Source organism: Bacillus tuaregi, from assembly GCF_900104575.1.
Classification (GTDB): domain Bacteria; phylum Bacillota; class Bacilli; order Bacillales; family Cytobacillaceae; genus Bacillus_BD; species Bacillus_BD tuaregi.
The window spans coordinates 4,057,939-4,073,370 of the sequence record NZ_LT629731.1 but is presented as its reverse complement, the minus strand read 5'-3'; the positions used below and the strand labels follow the sequence as shown (position 1 = coordinate 4,073,370).

Here is a 15,432-nt window from a genome sequence, read left to right as displayed (position 1 = left end):
AACGACCTCCTTTGTATGTTTATATTATTCAAAAAATTCACAAAATTGTCAAACTTTTTTCTTAAACTTTTCACTGTTATTATATTTTTAACTTTTATTTAGTAAATATTATTATATTTAGAGATGATTCATTGTTCTTCTTCATTTTTTTAACATTATTTTATAAAAATCTTTCTCACTTTAGCTTATTCAGTCTAATATGTCTTCAACTTTAATAAAATAAGTCTTAGAATAGAAATTGTGATTTCAACGGAATAGTTCTGTTTTTTATATGAGAATAATTTTTTAAAGAAAGGAGCTTTAGAATGAATGACATAATTATACGTTTTGAACATGTAACGAAGCAATATGAGAATGAACCACCAGTATTACAGGATGTAAGCTTTGAAATTGAGGAAGGGAAATTCTATACCTTATTAGGACCATCAGGCTGTGGAAAAACAACGATTCTCCGACTGATTGCAGGCTTCATTGAACCATCAGCGGGAAAAATTTATTTTAATAATAAACTGATTAATGAGGTACCGGCGAATAAGCGCCAGGTTAATACCGTCTTTCAGGATTATGCCCTATTTCCTCATTTAAATGTATTTGAGAATATTGCTTTTGGGCTGAGGATAAAGAAAATGAAGAGCTCTGAGATTACGAGCAAGGTATTAGAGGCCTTACGGTTTGTCAATCTGGCTGGGTTTGAAAATCGAGAAATTACTGAGATGTCTGGTGGTCAACGCCAGCGAGTAGCGATTGCGAGGGCCATTGTGAACGAGCCGAAAGTCATTTTGCTGGACGAACCGTTGTCGGCCTTGGATTTAAAGCTGCGTACCGAAATGCAATATGAACTAAGAGAGCTGCAGCGCCGTCTTGGGATTACATTTATCTTTGTCACACATGATCAAGAAGAGGCTTTAGCTATGTCAGATGAAATCTTTGTCATCAATAATGGAAAAATTGAGCAGAGTGGCACACCTACAGATATTTATGATGAACCCATTAATCGTTTTGTAGCTGATTTTATCGGAGAATCAAATATTGTTTCAGGTACGATGATACGTGATTACATAATTGAGTTTGCTGGAAAGAGGTTTCAATGTGTGGATAAAGGCTTTCACGATCATGAGCCGGTTGAAATTGTCATACGTCCGGAGGATTTAGAAATCACAAAACCTGAGCAGGGGCAATTTCAGGTTAAGGTAGATTCTCAGTTATTCCGCGGTGTTCATTATGAAATCTGCTGTTTTGACCAAGCTGGTAATGAATGGTTAGTTCATTCAACAAAGAAGGCTCAGGTGGGAGATGAAATTGGTCTTTACTTTGAGCCGGAGGCGATCCATGTCATGCGTCTCGGTGAAACGGAAGAAGAGTTTGATAAACGTTTAGAAGCATATGGTGATGACCAGCATGAATAATCAGCATACACGGAACCTGTATATCATTCCATATGTATTATGGATTGCTTTGTTTGTTGTCGCCCCGATTATCCTTGTCCTTTACTATTCGTTCATTGATATTGAAGGCCAATTTACATTGGGAAATTACGCAAAGTTCTTTACGCCAGTTTACTTGAAGATGACGATTAGCTCGTTTTGGTATGCTTTTTTAATTACGGCATTTTCCTTGTTAATCGGCTATCCGACTGCCTATTTTTTAACGAAGACAAAGAACAAGCAGCTATGGCTGTTATTAATTATCCTGCCATCTTGGATTAATTTACTATTAAAGGCCTATGCCTTTTTAGGAATATTTGGTGCATACGGGATAACAAATAGCTTTCTCGAAGTTATAGGCATTGGTGCAAGGCAAATATTATTCACTGATTTTAGCTTTGTTTTTGTATCCGTCTATATATTTATCCCATTTATGATATTGCCGATCTTTAATTCGCTAGATAAGCTCAATCCAACGCTTCTCGATGCGTCGAGTGATTTAGGCGCATCCAAATGGACGACTTTTCGTAGGGTTATTTTTCCATTAACAATGGACGGGATTAAGTCAGGCTGTCAGGTTGTATTTATCCCTGCGCTATCACTATTCATGCTGACTAGATTGATTGCAGGAAACAGGGTAATCACACTTGGAACGGCTATTGAACAGCATTTCCTTGTCACGCAGGACTGGGGAATGGGCTCAACCATTGCTGTTTTTCTTATTCTCGCGATGTTTATTATCATGATGGTGACAGGTAGGAAAAGGAGGGGGCTATAAATGAAAGGCTTCTTTAAATTATCCCATCTCTATTTATTCATTGTGTTTTTCATTTTATATGCTCCGATTTTTTATTTAATTTTTTATTCGTTTAATAGCGGCGGTACAATGCATGATTTTGAAGGCTTTACGCTTGATTGGTATAAGGAACTGTTTGGTGATACCAGATTGCTGATTATTGTACTGAATACCATTATCATTGCCCTGCTATCGGCAGCGATTTCTACAATATTCGGGGTAGTAGGTGCTTTAGGGATTGCTTATGTCAAAAAAAGACATGCTCAAAATACCTTACTATCCTTAAATAATGTGTTGATTGTAAGTCCTGATGTCATCATCGGTGCTTCCTTTCTGATTACTTTTACCTTACTAGGAATTAAGCTTGGTTTTACCTCTGTTCTGCTATCCCATATTGCCTTTAGTGTTCCAATTGTGGTTATTATGGTGCTGCCAAAGATACAGGAAATGAGTCCAAGCTTAGTGGATGCGGCAAGAGATTTAGGTGCCAGCCGCTTAGATGTTCTGACAAAGGTAACCATTCCTTACATCACTCCAGGTATTTTTGCTGGCTTCTTTATGGCTTTAACCTATTCACTCGATGATTTTGCGGTTACATTTTTTGTAACAGGGAATGGTTTTACGACCCTGTCAGTGGAAATTTATTCGATGGCGCGAAGAGGGGTTTCGTTAAATATTAACGCTTTATCAACCCTGCTGTTCTTGTTTACGATGCTGCTTGTGGTTGGTTATTATTTTATCAATAAGCGCTACGGTCGAGTGTCGCGAATGGGGGTACGAAAATGAACAAGCTCGTGCGTTTATTTATTGCGGTTATCCTGGCAGCCTTCCTGCTGATGTTTTTTGTGGCAAGATTGAATTCCTCACAGGGATATTCCTCAGGTAATACACTGACCGTTTTTAACTGGGGTGACTATATTGATGAGGAGCTAGTTACGAAATTTGAAGAAGAAACAGGTATGAAGGTCATCTATGAAACCTTTGATTCAAATGAAGCGATGCTGACAAAGATCCAGCAGGGTGGAACGTCCTATGATGTTGCAGTGCCTTCTGAATATATGATTGAAAAAATGCAGGAAGAGGATTTATTGATAGCTCTTGATCATTCTAAGCTGCCCAATCTGAAGTATATTGATTCTCGTTTCATGGATCTTCCATTTGACCCTGGAAATCAATATTCAATTCCTTATTTTTGGGGAACCGTCGGAATCGTTTATAATCCTGAGTTGCTTGGTGATATCGAACTAAAGGGTTGGAACGACCTTTGGAATCCAGAGCTAAAAAACGATATCTTAATGGTGGATGGTGCTAGAGAGGTCATGGGGATAGGCTTAAATAGTCTGCACTATTCCTTAAATGATAAGAATAAAGCACATCTGCGTGAAGCAAAAGCCAAGCTGAAATCATTAACTCCTAATATTAAGGCCATCGTCGGAGATGAAATTAAAATTCTAATGGCAAATGAAGAAGCGCCTATTGGAGTCGTATGGTCCGGTGATGCTGCTGACATTATGTGGGAAAATGAGAAGCTTGATTATGTTGTTCCAGAGGAAGGCTCTAATCTTTGGTTTGATAATATGGTCATCCCGAAAACAGCTAAGAATGTAGAAGGTGCACATCAGTTTATTAATTTTATGCTGGATCCAGAAAATGCAGCCAAAAACACGGATTATGTTAGCTACTCAACCCCGAATCAAGAAGCTCTGAAGTATCTAGATGAGGAGGTCGTTACCGACGAACGTTTTTATCCAGACGAAGAACTGACGAACAGGCTTGAAGTATATGAGAATCTAGGCAAAAAAATGCTTTCTTACTATAATGAGCTCTATTTAGAATTTAAAATGCATAAAAAATAGAAAAATATCAGGCAGTTGGGTGTGAGGCACCGCAAAAAGACAAATGTGACCCATTTGTCTTTTTGTGGTACCTCACACCTGACTCATAAAAAGGCTTCTTTTGTGACATCTTAATAAGAAAAAAGGAGTGCTTTTATGAGAATGACGCTGATGCTGATTATGCTTCTTTTTTCGATATTTTCAACAGAAATACATGCAGAAACAAAAGCCGAGTTACGAAAAGAGCTAGCAATTGTAATTGATGACTTTGGCAATAATATGAAGGGGACTGATGAGATGCTTGCTCTCCCCATTCCTATAACGGCTGCGATCATGCCTTTTTTATCAACGACAGAGCGAGATGCAAAATTAGCACATGAAAAGGGTCATGAAGTGATTGTCCATTTACCGATGGAGCCAAAAAGCGGAAAGAAGAGCTGGCTTGGACCAGGAGCCATAACAACGGATATGAGTGATAAGGAGATTAGGGAACAGGTTGAAAAAGCGATTGAAGCAGTACCACATGCGGTTGGAATGAATCATCATATGGGCTCAAAGGCAACAGAAGATGAGCGGGTTATGAGAATTGTATTAGAGGTATGCAAGGAAAAAGGTCTTTTTTATCTTGATAGCAGGACAAGTAGTAAAAGTGTGGTTGCGAAAGTAGCTGATGAACTCTCAGTGCCATATTTAGAAAATGATTTGTTTTTTGACCATATATATACAGAGCAATATATTAATAAGCAGGCTGCCAGGTTAATGAAGCAATTGAATGAGGAGGATCAACTGATTGCGATTGGTCACGTTGGTATTACTGGAGAGCAGGTTGTGGGAGTATTAAAAGCGTACATCCCAAAATATGAAGAACATGCTGATATTGTTCCGCTTTCAACACTCATTCCGGAGTTGAGAGTAATTGATAAGAAAATGCCTTAAATTATAAAGGAGAGTTTAGTGACTTATCTCACTGACTCTTTTTTTATTTAGATTTAACATTAATTTTGGCATCTACTACCATATTTTTATTAATAATAAGTTTTAAATTATAATTATTATAATTTAGTATTGATTTTTATAATAAACTTGTTATAATAAGAATATAGAAAAACAAAAGAACGTATTCGAAGGAGGAATTTTATTATGACAATTCAAGCTGAATTAAATCAACAAATTGCAAACTGGAGTGTACTTTACACAAAGCTTCACCGTTTCCATTGGTATGTTAAAGGACCTTTGTTCTTTACTCTGCATGCAAAATTTGAAGAATTATATAATGAATCAGCTCTTGTTGTGGACCAAATTGCTGAGCGTTTATTAGCAATTGGCGGAGAGCCAATCGCAACAATGAAGGAATTCCTTGAAACGGCAACGATTGCAGAAACAGCAGGAGAAACAAAAGCAGCTGACATGGTTGCAGCAGTCGTAACGGATTATACTGAAATTAAAGCTGGTTTAGAAAAATTGGCTGCCATTGCAGAAGAGGGTAATGACACGATTACAAATGATTTAGCTGTCGGCTTAATTGAAAGCATTGATACACATGTTTGGATGCTTACTGCTTATTTAGGGGAATAAGAGGGCAGTTGGACAGTTGGTTAGTAATTAGTTGGTTAGGAAGAGCAAAAACCTAACCGACTGTCCAACTAACCAACTAACCAGCTAACCACTAACCACTAACCAACTAAAAAAAGCACCAGAGTCTTTATTTTCCAAAGGACCTGGTGCTTTTTTTGTTTAAACAAACGTTTGATTAATTGGTCGAATGGCTTCTTTCCATTGTTTTTGTCGTATTTGATTCGGTATAGTTTTTCCCTGAGGAAAACATATAATTTCGATGGTGGTAGTGTATGCTGTAGACAAGTCCCATAGCAAACATATTTCCCATCAGTGAGCTTCCCCCGTAACTGATAAAAGGCAGCGGAATCCCTGTAATCGGTAAGACTTGAATGGTCATTCCGATATTTTGGAATACATGGAAGACCAGCATACTGATGATTCCTACACAAATATACGTGTTATAGGGGTCAACCGTTTCTAATGCTGTTTTAGTCAGATGATAGATTAATAGAAAAAATAATCCAATCACAATACTTCCGCCAAGAAAACCATATTCTTCGCCAATAACACTAAAAATAAAGTCTGTATGACTTTCAGGAATATATACCTTTCTCTCACCAAAGCCTTTTCCTGTTAGCATACCAGAGCCAATCGCCTTTAAAGAATTGGAAAGATGATACCCAGCCGCATGATTATTTGGGTCTAGCCATGCATAGATACGGTCAAATTGATAGGGCTTTACCTTGAGATACTTTTCTAATATGTCTGGAGCCCAAATAACAAAGTAAAGGATGATGCCGGCCAATGCTGCGCCTGATCCATATAGTGATAAAATAATCTTCCACGAAATACCAGAAATAAAGATTATGCCTGTCATAATTGCCAGCATAACAAGTGCTGTTCCTAAATCAGGCTGCATCATCACAAGCAAAATCGGTAACCCTGTAACAAATCCTATTTTCAATAGAAGGATATAATCGGTTTTCATACTTCTATTTAAAAATTTTTCCTGATGCTTACAAATGGTTCGGCTTAATGCCATAATCAAAAATACTTTCATAAACTCAGAAGGCTGTATGGAACCGACTGGTGTGATAAACCAGCTTTGAGCTCCATTAATTTTAGGCGTAAACTCTGTAACAGGTGCAAAGGCTAGAATGACTAACAGTAGAATGCCTATTCCGTATATAATCCATGAAAGTCTATTCAGCTGATCACTGTCAAAGTACATGACAACAGCGACAATGACTGCGCCAACGCCATACCAAAAGACTTGCTGCAGCAGGAAATTTGATCCTGAATATTGGTTTGAGGCCTGTCCGCTATAAATCGCGACACAGCTGACAAGGAAAAACATCAATAATAAAAGTGTTAAGGTCCAATCAAATCTTTCTGCCACTCTATTCTTATGCTTCATCATTACACCTATTTTCCTATGTGGTTACTACTTAATCGTAGCAAACAATTCTTACTTCAACAATATAATTATACGCGTAATGATGGGGTTTGGGTTCAAAAAAGTTTTGGCACTATGAATAGACAGAGCGACTTTATTTTTCTATGGTTGATGTTTGGCTTTCCATTATTTTTTGAAACAATGATTCTTTGTTTCTAGGTGTTTCTTGTTTACCACTGAATATTTTCTGGGCTATTAGCTGTTGGGCAATTTCGAATACCCAGGGCTTTTCAATATGGGACTTGTTAAGAATGTCTTCACGGTGAAAGATTGTAACGGGATCCCCATGATAGAGGATTTCCCCATTGTTCATGACAATAATCTCATCTGCCCACTCGTAAGCAAATTGAACATCATGCGTGGAGAGAAGCATCGTTTTATCAACTGCATGTATGTCGTCGAGAATGTTCTTGATTTTTTTCGTGTAATAGGCATCGAGTCCGGCGGTCGGCTCATCTAATAGAATAATATTCGGATCCATGGCCAAAACCCCAGCGATCGCCACCCGTTTTTTCTGACCGAGGCTTAAAAAGTGAATCGGGCGATCCTGTAGATTTGTCACTTCTGTTAATTCCATCGCCCATTCTGTTTGGTTTTCAATCCTTTCCTTTGACCAGCCTAAATTCATCGGTCCAAATGAAATATCTTGTTTAACATTACCAGAAAACAATTGGGAATCGGGATCTTGAAACACAATCCCCACCTGCTTTCTCAGTTGGAGTAAAAATTTCCGGTCATATGTAAGCTTTTGACCGTTGAAAAATATAGTCCCTGAAGAGGGCTTTAGCAATCCATTTAAATGCTGAAAAAGTGTAGATTTTCCGGCGCCGTTTTTTCCAAGCAGGGCGATTCTTTTTCCTTTTTCAATGGACAAGGTCAAGTTATTTAAAGCGGTTGTTCCATCTGCATATCGATATGTAAGCTGTTTGATTTCAAAAAAATGCTCAACCATAAACCTTCCTCCTTACAATATAGAAATGAAAAACAGAGCCGCAAGGACTGCAAGAATAATAAGCCAATTGACAGCTGATAGCTGATAGCGATTGTCTATATATGCAAAGTCATCTGCATAGGCACGGGACTCTAGTGCGTTAGTTAACTCTTTTGACCGTTTGAAAACAGCCATTAGCAGGGAAGAGGCCAAAAGACTGATAGAATAGAGCCAGCGTTTTCCTGTTCGATATCCAAGTCGAGCATTCTGTGCCTGATAAATTTGCAAAGCGGTATCTAAAAAGACAAAAATAAAACGGTAGGTAATCTCCATCATTTCAATAAGCAGCTTCGGAAGCTTAAGCTTTTGTAATACTTGCATGAGATCATGGACAGATGTAGTCAAGATTAAGAAGTATAAACAGCTTATAGAACTGAATGTCACGAATAAGAGTTGGATTGCTTTTGTGCTATTATCTTGGCTAATAAATAGTTTCCATTCCCCTATTGAAAATGACCATAGTTCATTATGGATTGCTGTATCAATACTAGCAAAGGAGATAAGAATTGTTACAATACCTGAACAGAGAAAGAAACTAGGTAATAAGAGTAGTTTTGCATAATAGGAAATTGAAATCCTTGCACCAAAAATAATTAAACCACTCATTATAAAAAAGGTGGCAATGGAAACATGATTGTTTTTAACTGCTAAAGAAAAGAAGAGGAGAGAAAGCGCCAATGTCACTTTCTCTACCGGGTGGATATGTTTCAATCGATTGAAATAAGCATACTTATCGATTAATAGCATATTTGTTTTTGCCTTTTTTTATTTCTTTCGTTTTATTTTTGCCCCTCATAAACCCTATGAAATAGCCAATAAAGCCGGCACCAGCGGCCCCTTGCAGGACAAATAACAGACTTTCTGTTTCACCGCCAGGCGGCTCCCAAATACTTTCAAACCAAGGAGTATAGCTCCCATTAATTTCACTAATCGCTTCCTGTGCTTGCCCATCAGCACCGCCAAATTCCGATTCTTTATGAATAAACAAAGGGAAAATGGCCAGCAGGATCACAGCCAAAAAGAGTATGATATTTTTTTTCATTCTAATGGACCTCCTTTGATAACACACGGAGTGATCTTAGTTCTTCTACACTATATTTCTTAAGGAAATTAATAACAATAACGGTTAACAGTCCCTCGCTGATTGCCAGTGGTATTTGTGTTATAGCAAAAATTCCAGAGAATTTCAGGAAGGAGGCGAATATTCCACCGACCTCTGAAGGAAATGCTAGTGCCAGCTGCAGGGAGGTCATGAGATATGTACATAAACTGCCTAAAGCAACTGCTAGAAAAATAGAAAATGAGAGTGACCAGCCCACTTTTCTCGTTCCTTTATACACGAGATAGGTAATGATAGGTCCGACAACAGCCATTGAAAAGGCATTTGCTCCTAATGTTGTAATACCGCCATGTGCCAGTAATAGTGCTTGAAATAGTAGTACAATGGTGCCGATAATAGTCATGGCAAACGGTCCATATAAGACGGTTCCTAACCCCACACCTGTTGGGTGGGAGGAGCTCCCTGTAACAGAAGGGATTTTTAAGGCAGACAAAACAAACGCGAAGGCTCCTGAAAGCCCGAGTATCATCTTTGTTTCCGGGTTTTCTTCAATGGTTTTTCGAATCGAACGAATACCGATAATGAGAAAGGGAATCGTCATGCCCCACCAAAAGAGGGCCCACTCTATCGGCAAAAACCCTTCCATGATATGCATTGCTGCGGCCTTCTTAGGAACAATAACGACTAAAGTGAAAAAATAGAGGACTTTCCAAGCATTAAACATACAAATTTCTTCTCCTTCAACTATTTATTTTTCAAAGAAGGAATCCCGCCCATTCCAATTCTTTTGCTATACCAATTAAATTTCCCCATAAAAAATACTCCTTTCATGATGAAAGAAGTACGGATTGTCAGCTGTTGCATCACGGTTAAATGAAACATAAGGCTGAAAATATTCGCACCCCCNATCGTCATGCCCCACCAAAAGAGGGCCCACTCTATCGGCAAAAACCCTTCCATGATATGCATTGCTGCGGCCTTCTTAGGAACAATAACGACTAAAGTGAAAAAATAGAGGACTTTCCAAGCATTAAACATACAAATTTCTTCTCCTTCAACTATTTATTTTTCAAAGAAGGAATCCCGCCCATTCCAATTCTTTTGCTATACCAATTAAATTTCCCCATAAAAAATACTCCTTTCATGATGAAAGAAGTACGGATTGTCAGCTGTTGCATCACGGTTAAATGAAACATAAGGCTGAAAATATTCGCCCCCCCTATCCTCGTAGGTTGAAACGGTTGACGCTTTATGGCAGGTCTCCTGGCTTTGGATCATCGCTAATTACAACCTTCCCGCCTTTAAAAGACAGTGGTTAAACATGTAATTTTGCTCCCCATTACAGTGGCGGGACCGCGTCGGACTTGAACCGACTTCCCTATTACGCATATAAAATATGCACCATAAAGTTTATGAAGTTTTAGGAATCGTCATCAGTATAACATGTGGACGTAAATCCTTCTAGGAAAATATTACAAAAGATATATATTTACAATTTGACCGAAAAATGCCTATTATAATAAATACATAGCTATTAATCTAAAAAATATCCTGTTTAAAAATTTTGGAATATGTTTTATGATTAGTCCATAATTTAGAATACAGGAAAATTAAATAGTGATCATTTAGAAGTTCCCTAAGTTAGTTTTAAGGGATAAAAGGGAATTCGGTGTAAATCCGAAGCAGCCCCCGCTACTGTAAAGCTGATGAAATTGTCAATGCCACTGGTGAAAACCGGGAAGGGACAAGAGTAAGATGAAGCGAAGCCAGGAGACCTACTTTTAAATGCAGTACGATACTTTTCGGAGGGAAAGGTAGAGGCATTGAAATGGTGTGAAAAGTTTAGTTTGTTTACTTTTCTAATTATTTGGCTTCTAAAACCTTAACTCTAACAGTTAAGGTTTTTTATTTTGCGCTTGCGCATTCATAAAAGGGGGAGGAAAAAGTGACCACTTGGAATCTTGAAGGAACAAAATCACACCTATTTATTTGTAATGGCAGCAGTTGTATGAGAAAAGGCGGGGAAGAGGTGACGTTAGCCGTTCGTCATGAAATTACTAGGCTTGAGTTGGACACACAGATTCATACGACACGGACTCGATGTAATGGCAGATGTCAGGATGCATGTATCGTTATTGCCTATCCGGAGGGCAACTGGTATCGGGTTGATTCACAAGAGACAGCACGTCAAATTGTACGTGACCTACAGGGTGACGGCCTTGAGGGAAATAAAATTTACCAATGGATGAATGGGGCGATGGTACCTAATCCAGCAGCTTCCCCTCCAGAAGGAATCCGGAAAGGTCCTGTTACAAAAGGGTAAAGGAGAGATTCGATTATGGAAAGAGGAAAATTATTTGTTGTAGGATTTGGTCCAGGGGATTTCAAACATATTACAGGACGCGCAGTGGAGGTGATTCAGGAAAGTGACTTAGTAATCGGTTATAAAACATATGTTGAGTTAATTGAACACTTTCTCAATGAGCAAACCGTCGTTAGTACCGGTATGACCGAGGAGGTTTCGAGAGCGCAGGAAGCAGTAAAGCAGGCTGAGAGCGGCAAAAAAGTAGCGGTTATATCGAGTGGAGATGCTGGTGTCTATGGCATGGCAGGTCTGATTTATGAAGTATTGATTGAAAAGGGCTGGAAGGAAGCCACAGGAGTTGAGGTAGAAATCGTACCGGGAATCTCGGCTATTAACTCATGCGCTTCTCTCCTGGGAGCGCCAGTTATGCATGATTCTTGCACGATTAGTTTGAGTGACCATCTCACACCGTGGGGGCTAATCGCCAAACGGGTGGAAGCAGCTGCCCAGGCTGATTTTGTGATTGCACTCTACAATCCGCGAAGCGGCAGACGAACAAGGCAAATTATTGAAACACAGAAAATCCTGCTGAAGTATCGTTCGCCTGAAACGCCTGTAGGACTTGTGAAAAGTGCTTACCGTGACCGTCAAAATGTTGTGATTACTAATCTAGCAGAAATGCTTAATCATGACATTGGGATGCTGACAACCGTTATTATCGGGAACTCTTCAACCTTTTTGTATGACAACCTAATCATTACCCCGCGTGGTTATCAAAGGAAGTATACGTTAAATGACGAGGAGCAGGCTTTAAAGCCGCATCAGCGACTAAAAAAAGAGGCAGAGCCATGGTCATTAGAACAGGAAGGCAATCTAGCATTAGATAAGGGATCCCATACAGAAGCACCAGTAGTCAAACAAAGCTCATTAGAAATGGCAAGAGCAGCCCTTGCGATGGTGAACGGAAAGGAAAGAAGCAGTGGGGGTACACCGATTGTACAGCAAAAGATTGAAGCTTTATTTGAGTTAGCTGTAAGTCCGGGTGTTGCTAATAAGGAATTTACGCCAATGCAGCTGGTGACACTGGCAGAGGTCGCCGGTGAAAAAGGCCGAATGGAATATACTCCGCATCACAAGATTGTACTGAGAATTCCAACCGCTGAACCCGATACGATTACTTCACAGCTAAAGGCTGCGGGCTTTTTGCTTTCTCCAGTGGGGGATGTCTTAAGCATTAAAGCATGTGATTTCTGTGATGGGGAAAAAACAGAATCAATACCATATGCGGAAGAACTAGAAAGGATACTTGGCGGCAGTCTTATGCCAAAGGAGCTGAATATTGGTTTTAACGGCTGTGGAATGTCCTGCTATCGTGCAGTAATGGAGGATATTGGGGTTGTGTATCGCAGAGGAAAATTTGATTTATTTCTTGGCGCCAAACCTGTTGGTCGAACAGCTCATCCAGGCCAGCTTGTAGCAGAGGGGGTTGAGCCTGATCAGCTTGTCAGTATGATTACTAAAATTGTTGAAGAGTATAAAAAGAATGCGCATCCAAACGAGCGGCTATTTAAATATTTTAAACGGGTGAAAGAGATTCAAGGATATCGCTACAGGGATATTACACCGGTTATTGAAATAGAACCAGCACCTTGCGGGGATTAATCTGAAGGAGGGACAGTTACGTGAAAGCCGTATTATTTGTAGGTCATGGAAGTAGATTAGCAACTGGAAATGAAGAGGTTCTTAGATTTGTAGAAAAAATGATGCCGACGATGGATAGTGGTTTCATTATAGAAACCTGCTTTTTAGAGTTTGCTTCGCCAACGATTATGCAGGGAATTGATACATGTGTAAAAAAAGGAGCATCCGAAATTATCGTGATTCCCATTATTCTCCTTCATGCCGGTCATTCCAAACTTCATATTCCTGCAGAAATTGTAGCTGCAGGAAAGAAATATCCGCATATTCGATTTATTTATGGTGAAACGATTGGTGTACATCCTGAAGTTTTCTCGATACTAACAGACCGTTTAGAGGAGATTGAATTTGACACTTCGGCGGAGCACAACGATACGGCAATCCTTTTAATCGGCCGCGGGGGCAGTGACAAGAATGCCAATAGTGATTTTTATAAAATCACAAGGCTGCTTTGGGAACAATTGAATGTGAAATGGGTGGAAAGTGCCTTTATGGGGGTAACTTTACCGCTTGTTGACGAAGGGATTGAGCGCTGTATTAAGCTTGGTGCCAAGAAAATTGTGATGCTTCCATACTTCCTATTCACGGGTATTTTAATGGAACGGATGAATCATATGCAGGCCGCTTACAAGGAGAAATATCCGGAGCATGAGTTCACGATCGCAGGATATTTTGGCTATCATGAAAAGCTGCAAACGATTTTAAAGGAGCGAGTACAGGAAGCAGCAGAAGGCAGGTCAAGAGGGAAGCAGGATTTAGAAAACTATGTGTTGTATGCTGAAAAACATGGGCATGATCACCATCATCATCACCATCATGACCATGGGCACCACGATCACCACCACCATTACGGTGACCCATCAGGAGAGGTCTCCAAATGATTTTGTTATTAGCCGGTACAAGCGATGCCAGAGAATTAGCGTTAGCCATACAAAAGGCAGGCATTCAGGTTCTAGCAACAGTCGTCACTGAAACAGCAGCGAAAAGCCTAGATGAGGCTGGGATTTCTGTCCTAATGGGTAGATTAACTTCAGCTGATATGGCAAGAGTAATTAAGGAAAAAGCATGTCAGGCTGTTGTAGATGCCAGTCATCCGTTCGCAGACGAGGCTTCAAAAAATGCTCTTGCGGGGGCGAAGGAAGCGGAGGTCCCATATATTCGTTATGAACGAGAGAGTCAACGGTTCCAGCATCCAATGTTAACGGTCGTTTCTAATTATGAGGATGCTGCAAAGCTAGCAGCTAGTAAGCAGGGAGTTATCATGCTTACAACCGGCAGTAAAACATTGGGGACTTTTGCAAAGGAATTAGTCGGTCTGCCAAATACAAGAATGATGATAAGGATGCTGCCGAGAGTCGATAATTTGGAGAAATGTGCGGCTCTTGGGATTGAGCAAAAGGACATTATTGCCATGCAAGGGCCTTTTTCTAAAGAATTAAATCAAGCACTTTACCGACAATTTGGAGTCACACTCATGATTACGAAGGAAAGCGGCAAGGTTGGTTCTGTTGATGAGAAAATTGCTGCTGCTTTAGAGTGCGGCATCGAGACGATTATGATTGCTCGACCTAAAGTAGATTATTCAAATATGTTTACTAGTTTTCAAGAGATTATTGAAAAATTAAATCACACATTATCTGTACGAGGAGGAATAAACAATGGATTTTAAAACAGAATTTAAACCGTTAACCGTCGATCCGGATAAAATTTATGATTATAGCTTTGCTATTATCGCAGAGGAAATGGGACAACATGATTTTTCGGAGGATGAATGGAAGATTGTTAGACGGATTATTCATGCATCGGCTGATTTTGAATTAGGAAGAAGTGTGATTATCCACCCTGATGCGATTCGTGCCGGAGTAGAGGCCATCCGTAAAGGGCGTCATGTGATTGCCGATGTTCAAATGATCGAAAGCGGGACTGGAAAAGCAAGGTTTAAAAAATACGGAGGCGATTTGCATTGTTATATCTCTGATGAAGACGTTGCGGCGGAAGCGAAACGATTGAATCAAACAAGAGCCATCATCTCAATGCAAAAAGCTGTTCGTGAAAATGAAGGTGGCATTTTTGCGATTGGAAATGCGCCGACAGCCCTGTTAGAGCTGATTCGTCTGATTAAAGAGGGGATTGCCAAGCCTGATTTAATTATTGGTATGCCAGTCGGATTTGTTTCTGCTGCAGAGTCAAAAGAGGAGCTGGCTAAAATAACGGAAGTACCATTTATTACAAATGTGGGTCGGAAAGGCGGAAGTACTGTTACGGTTGCAGCGTTAAATGCGATATCTCTTTTAGCGGATCAGAAATAGT

General features: G+C 39.6%; 16 protein-coding genes and 2 riboswitches. Of the genes, 11 read left to right on the top strand and 5 right to left on the bottom strand.

Annotated elements, in window-relative coordinates; translation table 11 throughout:
* Window positions 1-305 precede the first annotated feature (305 nt).
* The 6 genes from BQ5321_RS21975 (at window position 306) to BQ5321_RS21950 (ending at window position 5,630) form a co-directional block, all read left to right on the top strand.
* The gene (locus tag BQ5321_RS21975) at window positions 306-1,406 is read left to right on the top strand and encodes an ABC transporter ATP-binding protein (protein ID WP_071396486.1); all 1,101 of its coding nucleotides are present in this window, start codon (window positions 306-308) and stop codon (window positions 1,404-1,406) included.
* The gene (locus BQ5321_RS21970; protein ID WP_071396485.1) at window positions 1,399-2,202 is read left to right on the top strand and encodes an ABC transporter permease; all 804 of its coding nucleotides are present in this window, start codon (window positions 1,399-1,401) and stop codon (window positions 2,200-2,202) included. Before BQ5321_RS21975 ends, BQ5321_RS21970 begins: the two co-directional genes overlap by 8 nt.
* Entirely contained in the window at window positions 2,203-3,006 is an 804-nt protein-coding gene (locus BQ5321_RS21965) for an ABC transporter permease (RefSeq protein ID WP_071396484.1), read from the top strand.
* A complete protein-coding gene (locus BQ5321_RS21960; RefSeq protein ID WP_071396483.1) occupies window positions 3,003-4,076 on the top strand; it encodes an ABC transporter substrate-binding protein in 1,074 nt (357 codons plus the stop codon). Before BQ5321_RS21965 ends, BQ5321_RS21960 begins: the two co-directional genes overlap by 4 nt.
* 135 nt (window positions 4,077-4,211) lie before the next feature.
* Complete coding sequence (locus BQ5321_RS21955; RefSeq protein ID WP_071396482.1) at window positions 4,212-4,991, top strand: divergent polysaccharide deacetylase family protein; 780 nt, start codon at window positions 4,212-4,214, stop codon at window positions 4,989-4,991.
* 204 nt (window positions 4,992-5,195) lie between these two features.
* The gene (locus BQ5321_RS21950; protein ID WP_071396481.1) at window positions 5,196-5,630 is read left to right on the top strand and encodes a Dps family protein; all 435 of its coding nucleotides are present in this window, start codon (window positions 5,196-5,198) and stop codon (window positions 5,628-5,630) included.
* A gap of 175 nt (window positions 5,631-5,805) precedes the next feature.
* Here BQ5321_RS21950 and BQ5321_RS21945 read toward each other — a convergent pair whose 3' ends face one another.
* The 5 genes from BQ5321_RS21945 to BQ5321_RS21925 all read right to left on the bottom strand — a co-directional run bounded on the left by BQ5321_RS21945 (window position 5,806) and on the right by BQ5321_RS21925 (window position 9,843).
* Window positions 5,806-7,029: an FtsW/RodA/SpoVE family cell cycle protein gene (locus BQ5321_RS21945; RefSeq protein ID WP_071397021.1), complete on the bottom strand. Its 1,224-nt coding sequence runs from the start codon at window positions 7,027-7,029 to the stop codon at window positions 5,806-5,808.
* 133 nt (window positions 7,030-7,162) lie between these two features.
* Window positions 7,163-8,020 (bottom strand): energy-coupling factor ABC transporter ATP-binding protein, encoded by an 858-nt coding sequence (locus BQ5321_RS21940; RefSeq protein ID WP_071396480.1) that lies wholly within the window; start codon window positions 8,018-8,020, stop codon window positions 7,163-7,165.
* Window positions 8,021-8,032: 12 nt separating this feature from the next.
* The gene (gene cbiQ, locus BQ5321_RS21935; protein ID WP_071396479.1) at window positions 8,033-8,806 is read right to left on the bottom strand and encodes a cobalt ECF transporter T component CbiQ; all 774 of its coding nucleotides are present in this window, start codon (window positions 8,804-8,806) and stop codon (window positions 8,033-8,035) included.
* On the bottom strand, window positions 8,790-9,101 hold the full coding sequence (locus BQ5321_RS21930; protein ID WP_071396478.1) for an energy-coupling factor ABC transporter substrate-binding protein: 312 nt from the start codon (window positions 9,099-9,101) through the stop codon (window positions 8,790-8,792). Before BQ5321_RS21930 ends, cbiQ begins: the two co-directional genes overlap by 17 nt.
* Window position 9,102: 1 nt before the next feature.
* Window positions 9,103-9,843, bottom strand: coding sequence for an energy-coupling factor ABC transporter permease (locus tag BQ5321_RS21925; RefSeq protein ID WP_071396477.1), 741 nt, complete (start codon window positions 9,841-9,843; stop codon window positions 9,103-9,105).
* 512 nt (window positions 9,844-10,355) lie between these two features.
* Window positions 10,356-10,540: riboswitch (cobalamin riboswitch) on the bottom strand.
* A gap of 191 nt (window positions 10,541-10,731) precedes the next feature.
* Window positions 10,732-10,916, top strand: a riboswitch (cobalamin riboswitch).
* A gap of 148 nt (window positions 10,917-11,064) precedes the next feature.
* On the opposite strand from BQ5321_RS21925, the gene BQ5321_RS21915 reads away from it, so the two are divergent.
* Genes BQ5321_RS21915 through BQ5321_RS21895 form a run of 5 tightly spaced genes read left to right on the top strand, consistent with a single transcriptional unit; the run spans window position 11,065 to window position 15,431 of the window.
* The gene (locus BQ5321_RS21915; RefSeq protein WP_071396475.1) at window positions 11,065-11,442 is read left to right on the top strand and encodes a (2Fe-2S) ferredoxin domain-containing protein; all 378 of its coding nucleotides are present in this window, start codon (window positions 11,065-11,067) and stop codon (window positions 11,440-11,442) included.
* Window positions 11,443-11,457: 15 nt separating this feature from the next.
* Window positions 11,458-13,086, top strand: a complete 1,629-nt coding sequence (cobJ, locus tag BQ5321_RS21910) for a precorrin-3B C(17)-methyltransferase (protein WP_071396474.1) — start codon at window positions 11,458-11,460, stop codon at window positions 13,084-13,086.
* A 20-nt stretch (window positions 13,087-13,106) separates the two neighbouring features.
* Window positions 13,107-14,003 (top strand): sirohydrochlorin chelatase, encoded by an 897-nt coding sequence (locus BQ5321_RS21905; RefSeq protein ID WP_071396473.1) that lies wholly within the window; start codon window positions 13,107-13,109, stop codon window positions 14,001-14,003.
* Entirely contained in the window at window positions 14,000-14,791 is a 792-nt protein-coding gene (gene cobK / locus BQ5321_RS21900) for a precorrin-6A reductase (protein ID WP_071396472.1), read from the top strand. The genes BQ5321_RS21905 and cobK overlap by 4 nt, the downstream gene beginning before the upstream one ends.
* The gene (locus BQ5321_RS21895; protein ID WP_071396471.1) at window positions 14,781-15,431 is read left to right on the top strand and encodes a precorrin-8X methylmutase; all 651 of its coding nucleotides are present in this window, start codon (window positions 14,781-14,783) and stop codon (window positions 15,429-15,431) included. The genes cobK and BQ5321_RS21895 overlap by 11 nt, the downstream gene beginning before the upstream one ends.
* The last annotated feature ends 1 nt before the right edge of the window (window position 15,432 follow it).

Coding starts and splice junctions, on each gene's coding strand:
- BQ5321_RS21960 (WP_071396483.1), top strand. CDS start 3,003: ATGAACAAGCTCGTGCGTTTATTTATTGCGGTTATCCTGGCAGCCTTC.
- cobK (WP_071396472.1), top strand. CDS start 14,000: ATGATTTTGTTATTAGCCGGTACAAGCGATGCCAGAGAATTAGCGTTA.
- BQ5321_RS21925 (WP_071396477.1), bottom strand. CDS start 9,843: ATGTTTAATGCTTGGAAAGTCCTCTATTTTTTCACTTTAGTCGTTATT.
- BQ5321_RS21895 (WP_071396471.1), top strand. CDS start 14,781: ATGGATTTTAAAACAGAATTTAAACCGTTAACCGTCGATCCGGATAAA.
- BQ5321_RS21970 (WP_071396485.1), top strand. CDS start 1,399: ATGAATAATCAGCATACACGGAACCTGTATATCATTCCATATGTATTA.
- BQ5321_RS21945 (WP_071397021.1), bottom strand. CDS start 7,029: ATGAAGCATAAGAATAGAGTGGCAGAAAGATTTGATTGGACCTTAACA.
- cbiQ (WP_071396479.1), bottom strand. CDS start 8,806: ATGCTATTAATCGATAAGTATGCTTATTTCAATCGATTGAAACATATC.
- BQ5321_RS21965 (WP_071396484.1), top strand. CDS start 2,203: ATGAAAGGCTTCTTTAAATTATCCCATCTCTATTTATTCATTGTGTTT.
- BQ5321_RS21975 (WP_071396486.1), top strand. CDS start 306: ATGAATGACATAATTATACGTTTTGAACATGTAACGAAGCAATATGAG.
- BQ5321_RS21950 (WP_071396481.1), top strand. CDS start 5,196: ATGACAATTCAAGCTGAATTAAATCAACAAATTGCAAACTGGAGTGTA.
- BQ5321_RS21930 (WP_071396478.1), bottom strand. CDS start 9,101: ATGAAAAAAAATATCATACTCTTTTTGGCTGTGATCCTGCTGGCCATT.
- BQ5321_RS21940 (WP_071396480.1), bottom strand. CDS start 8,020: ATGGTTGAGCATTTTTTTGAAATCAAACAGCTTACATATCGATATGCA.
- BQ5321_RS21955 (WP_071396482.1), top strand. CDS start 4,212: ATGAGAATGACGCTGATGCTGATTATGCTTCTTTTTTCGATATTTTCA.
- cobJ (WP_071396474.1), top strand. CDS start 11,458: ATGGAAAGAGGAAAATTATTTGTTGTAGGATTTGGTCCAGGGGATTTC.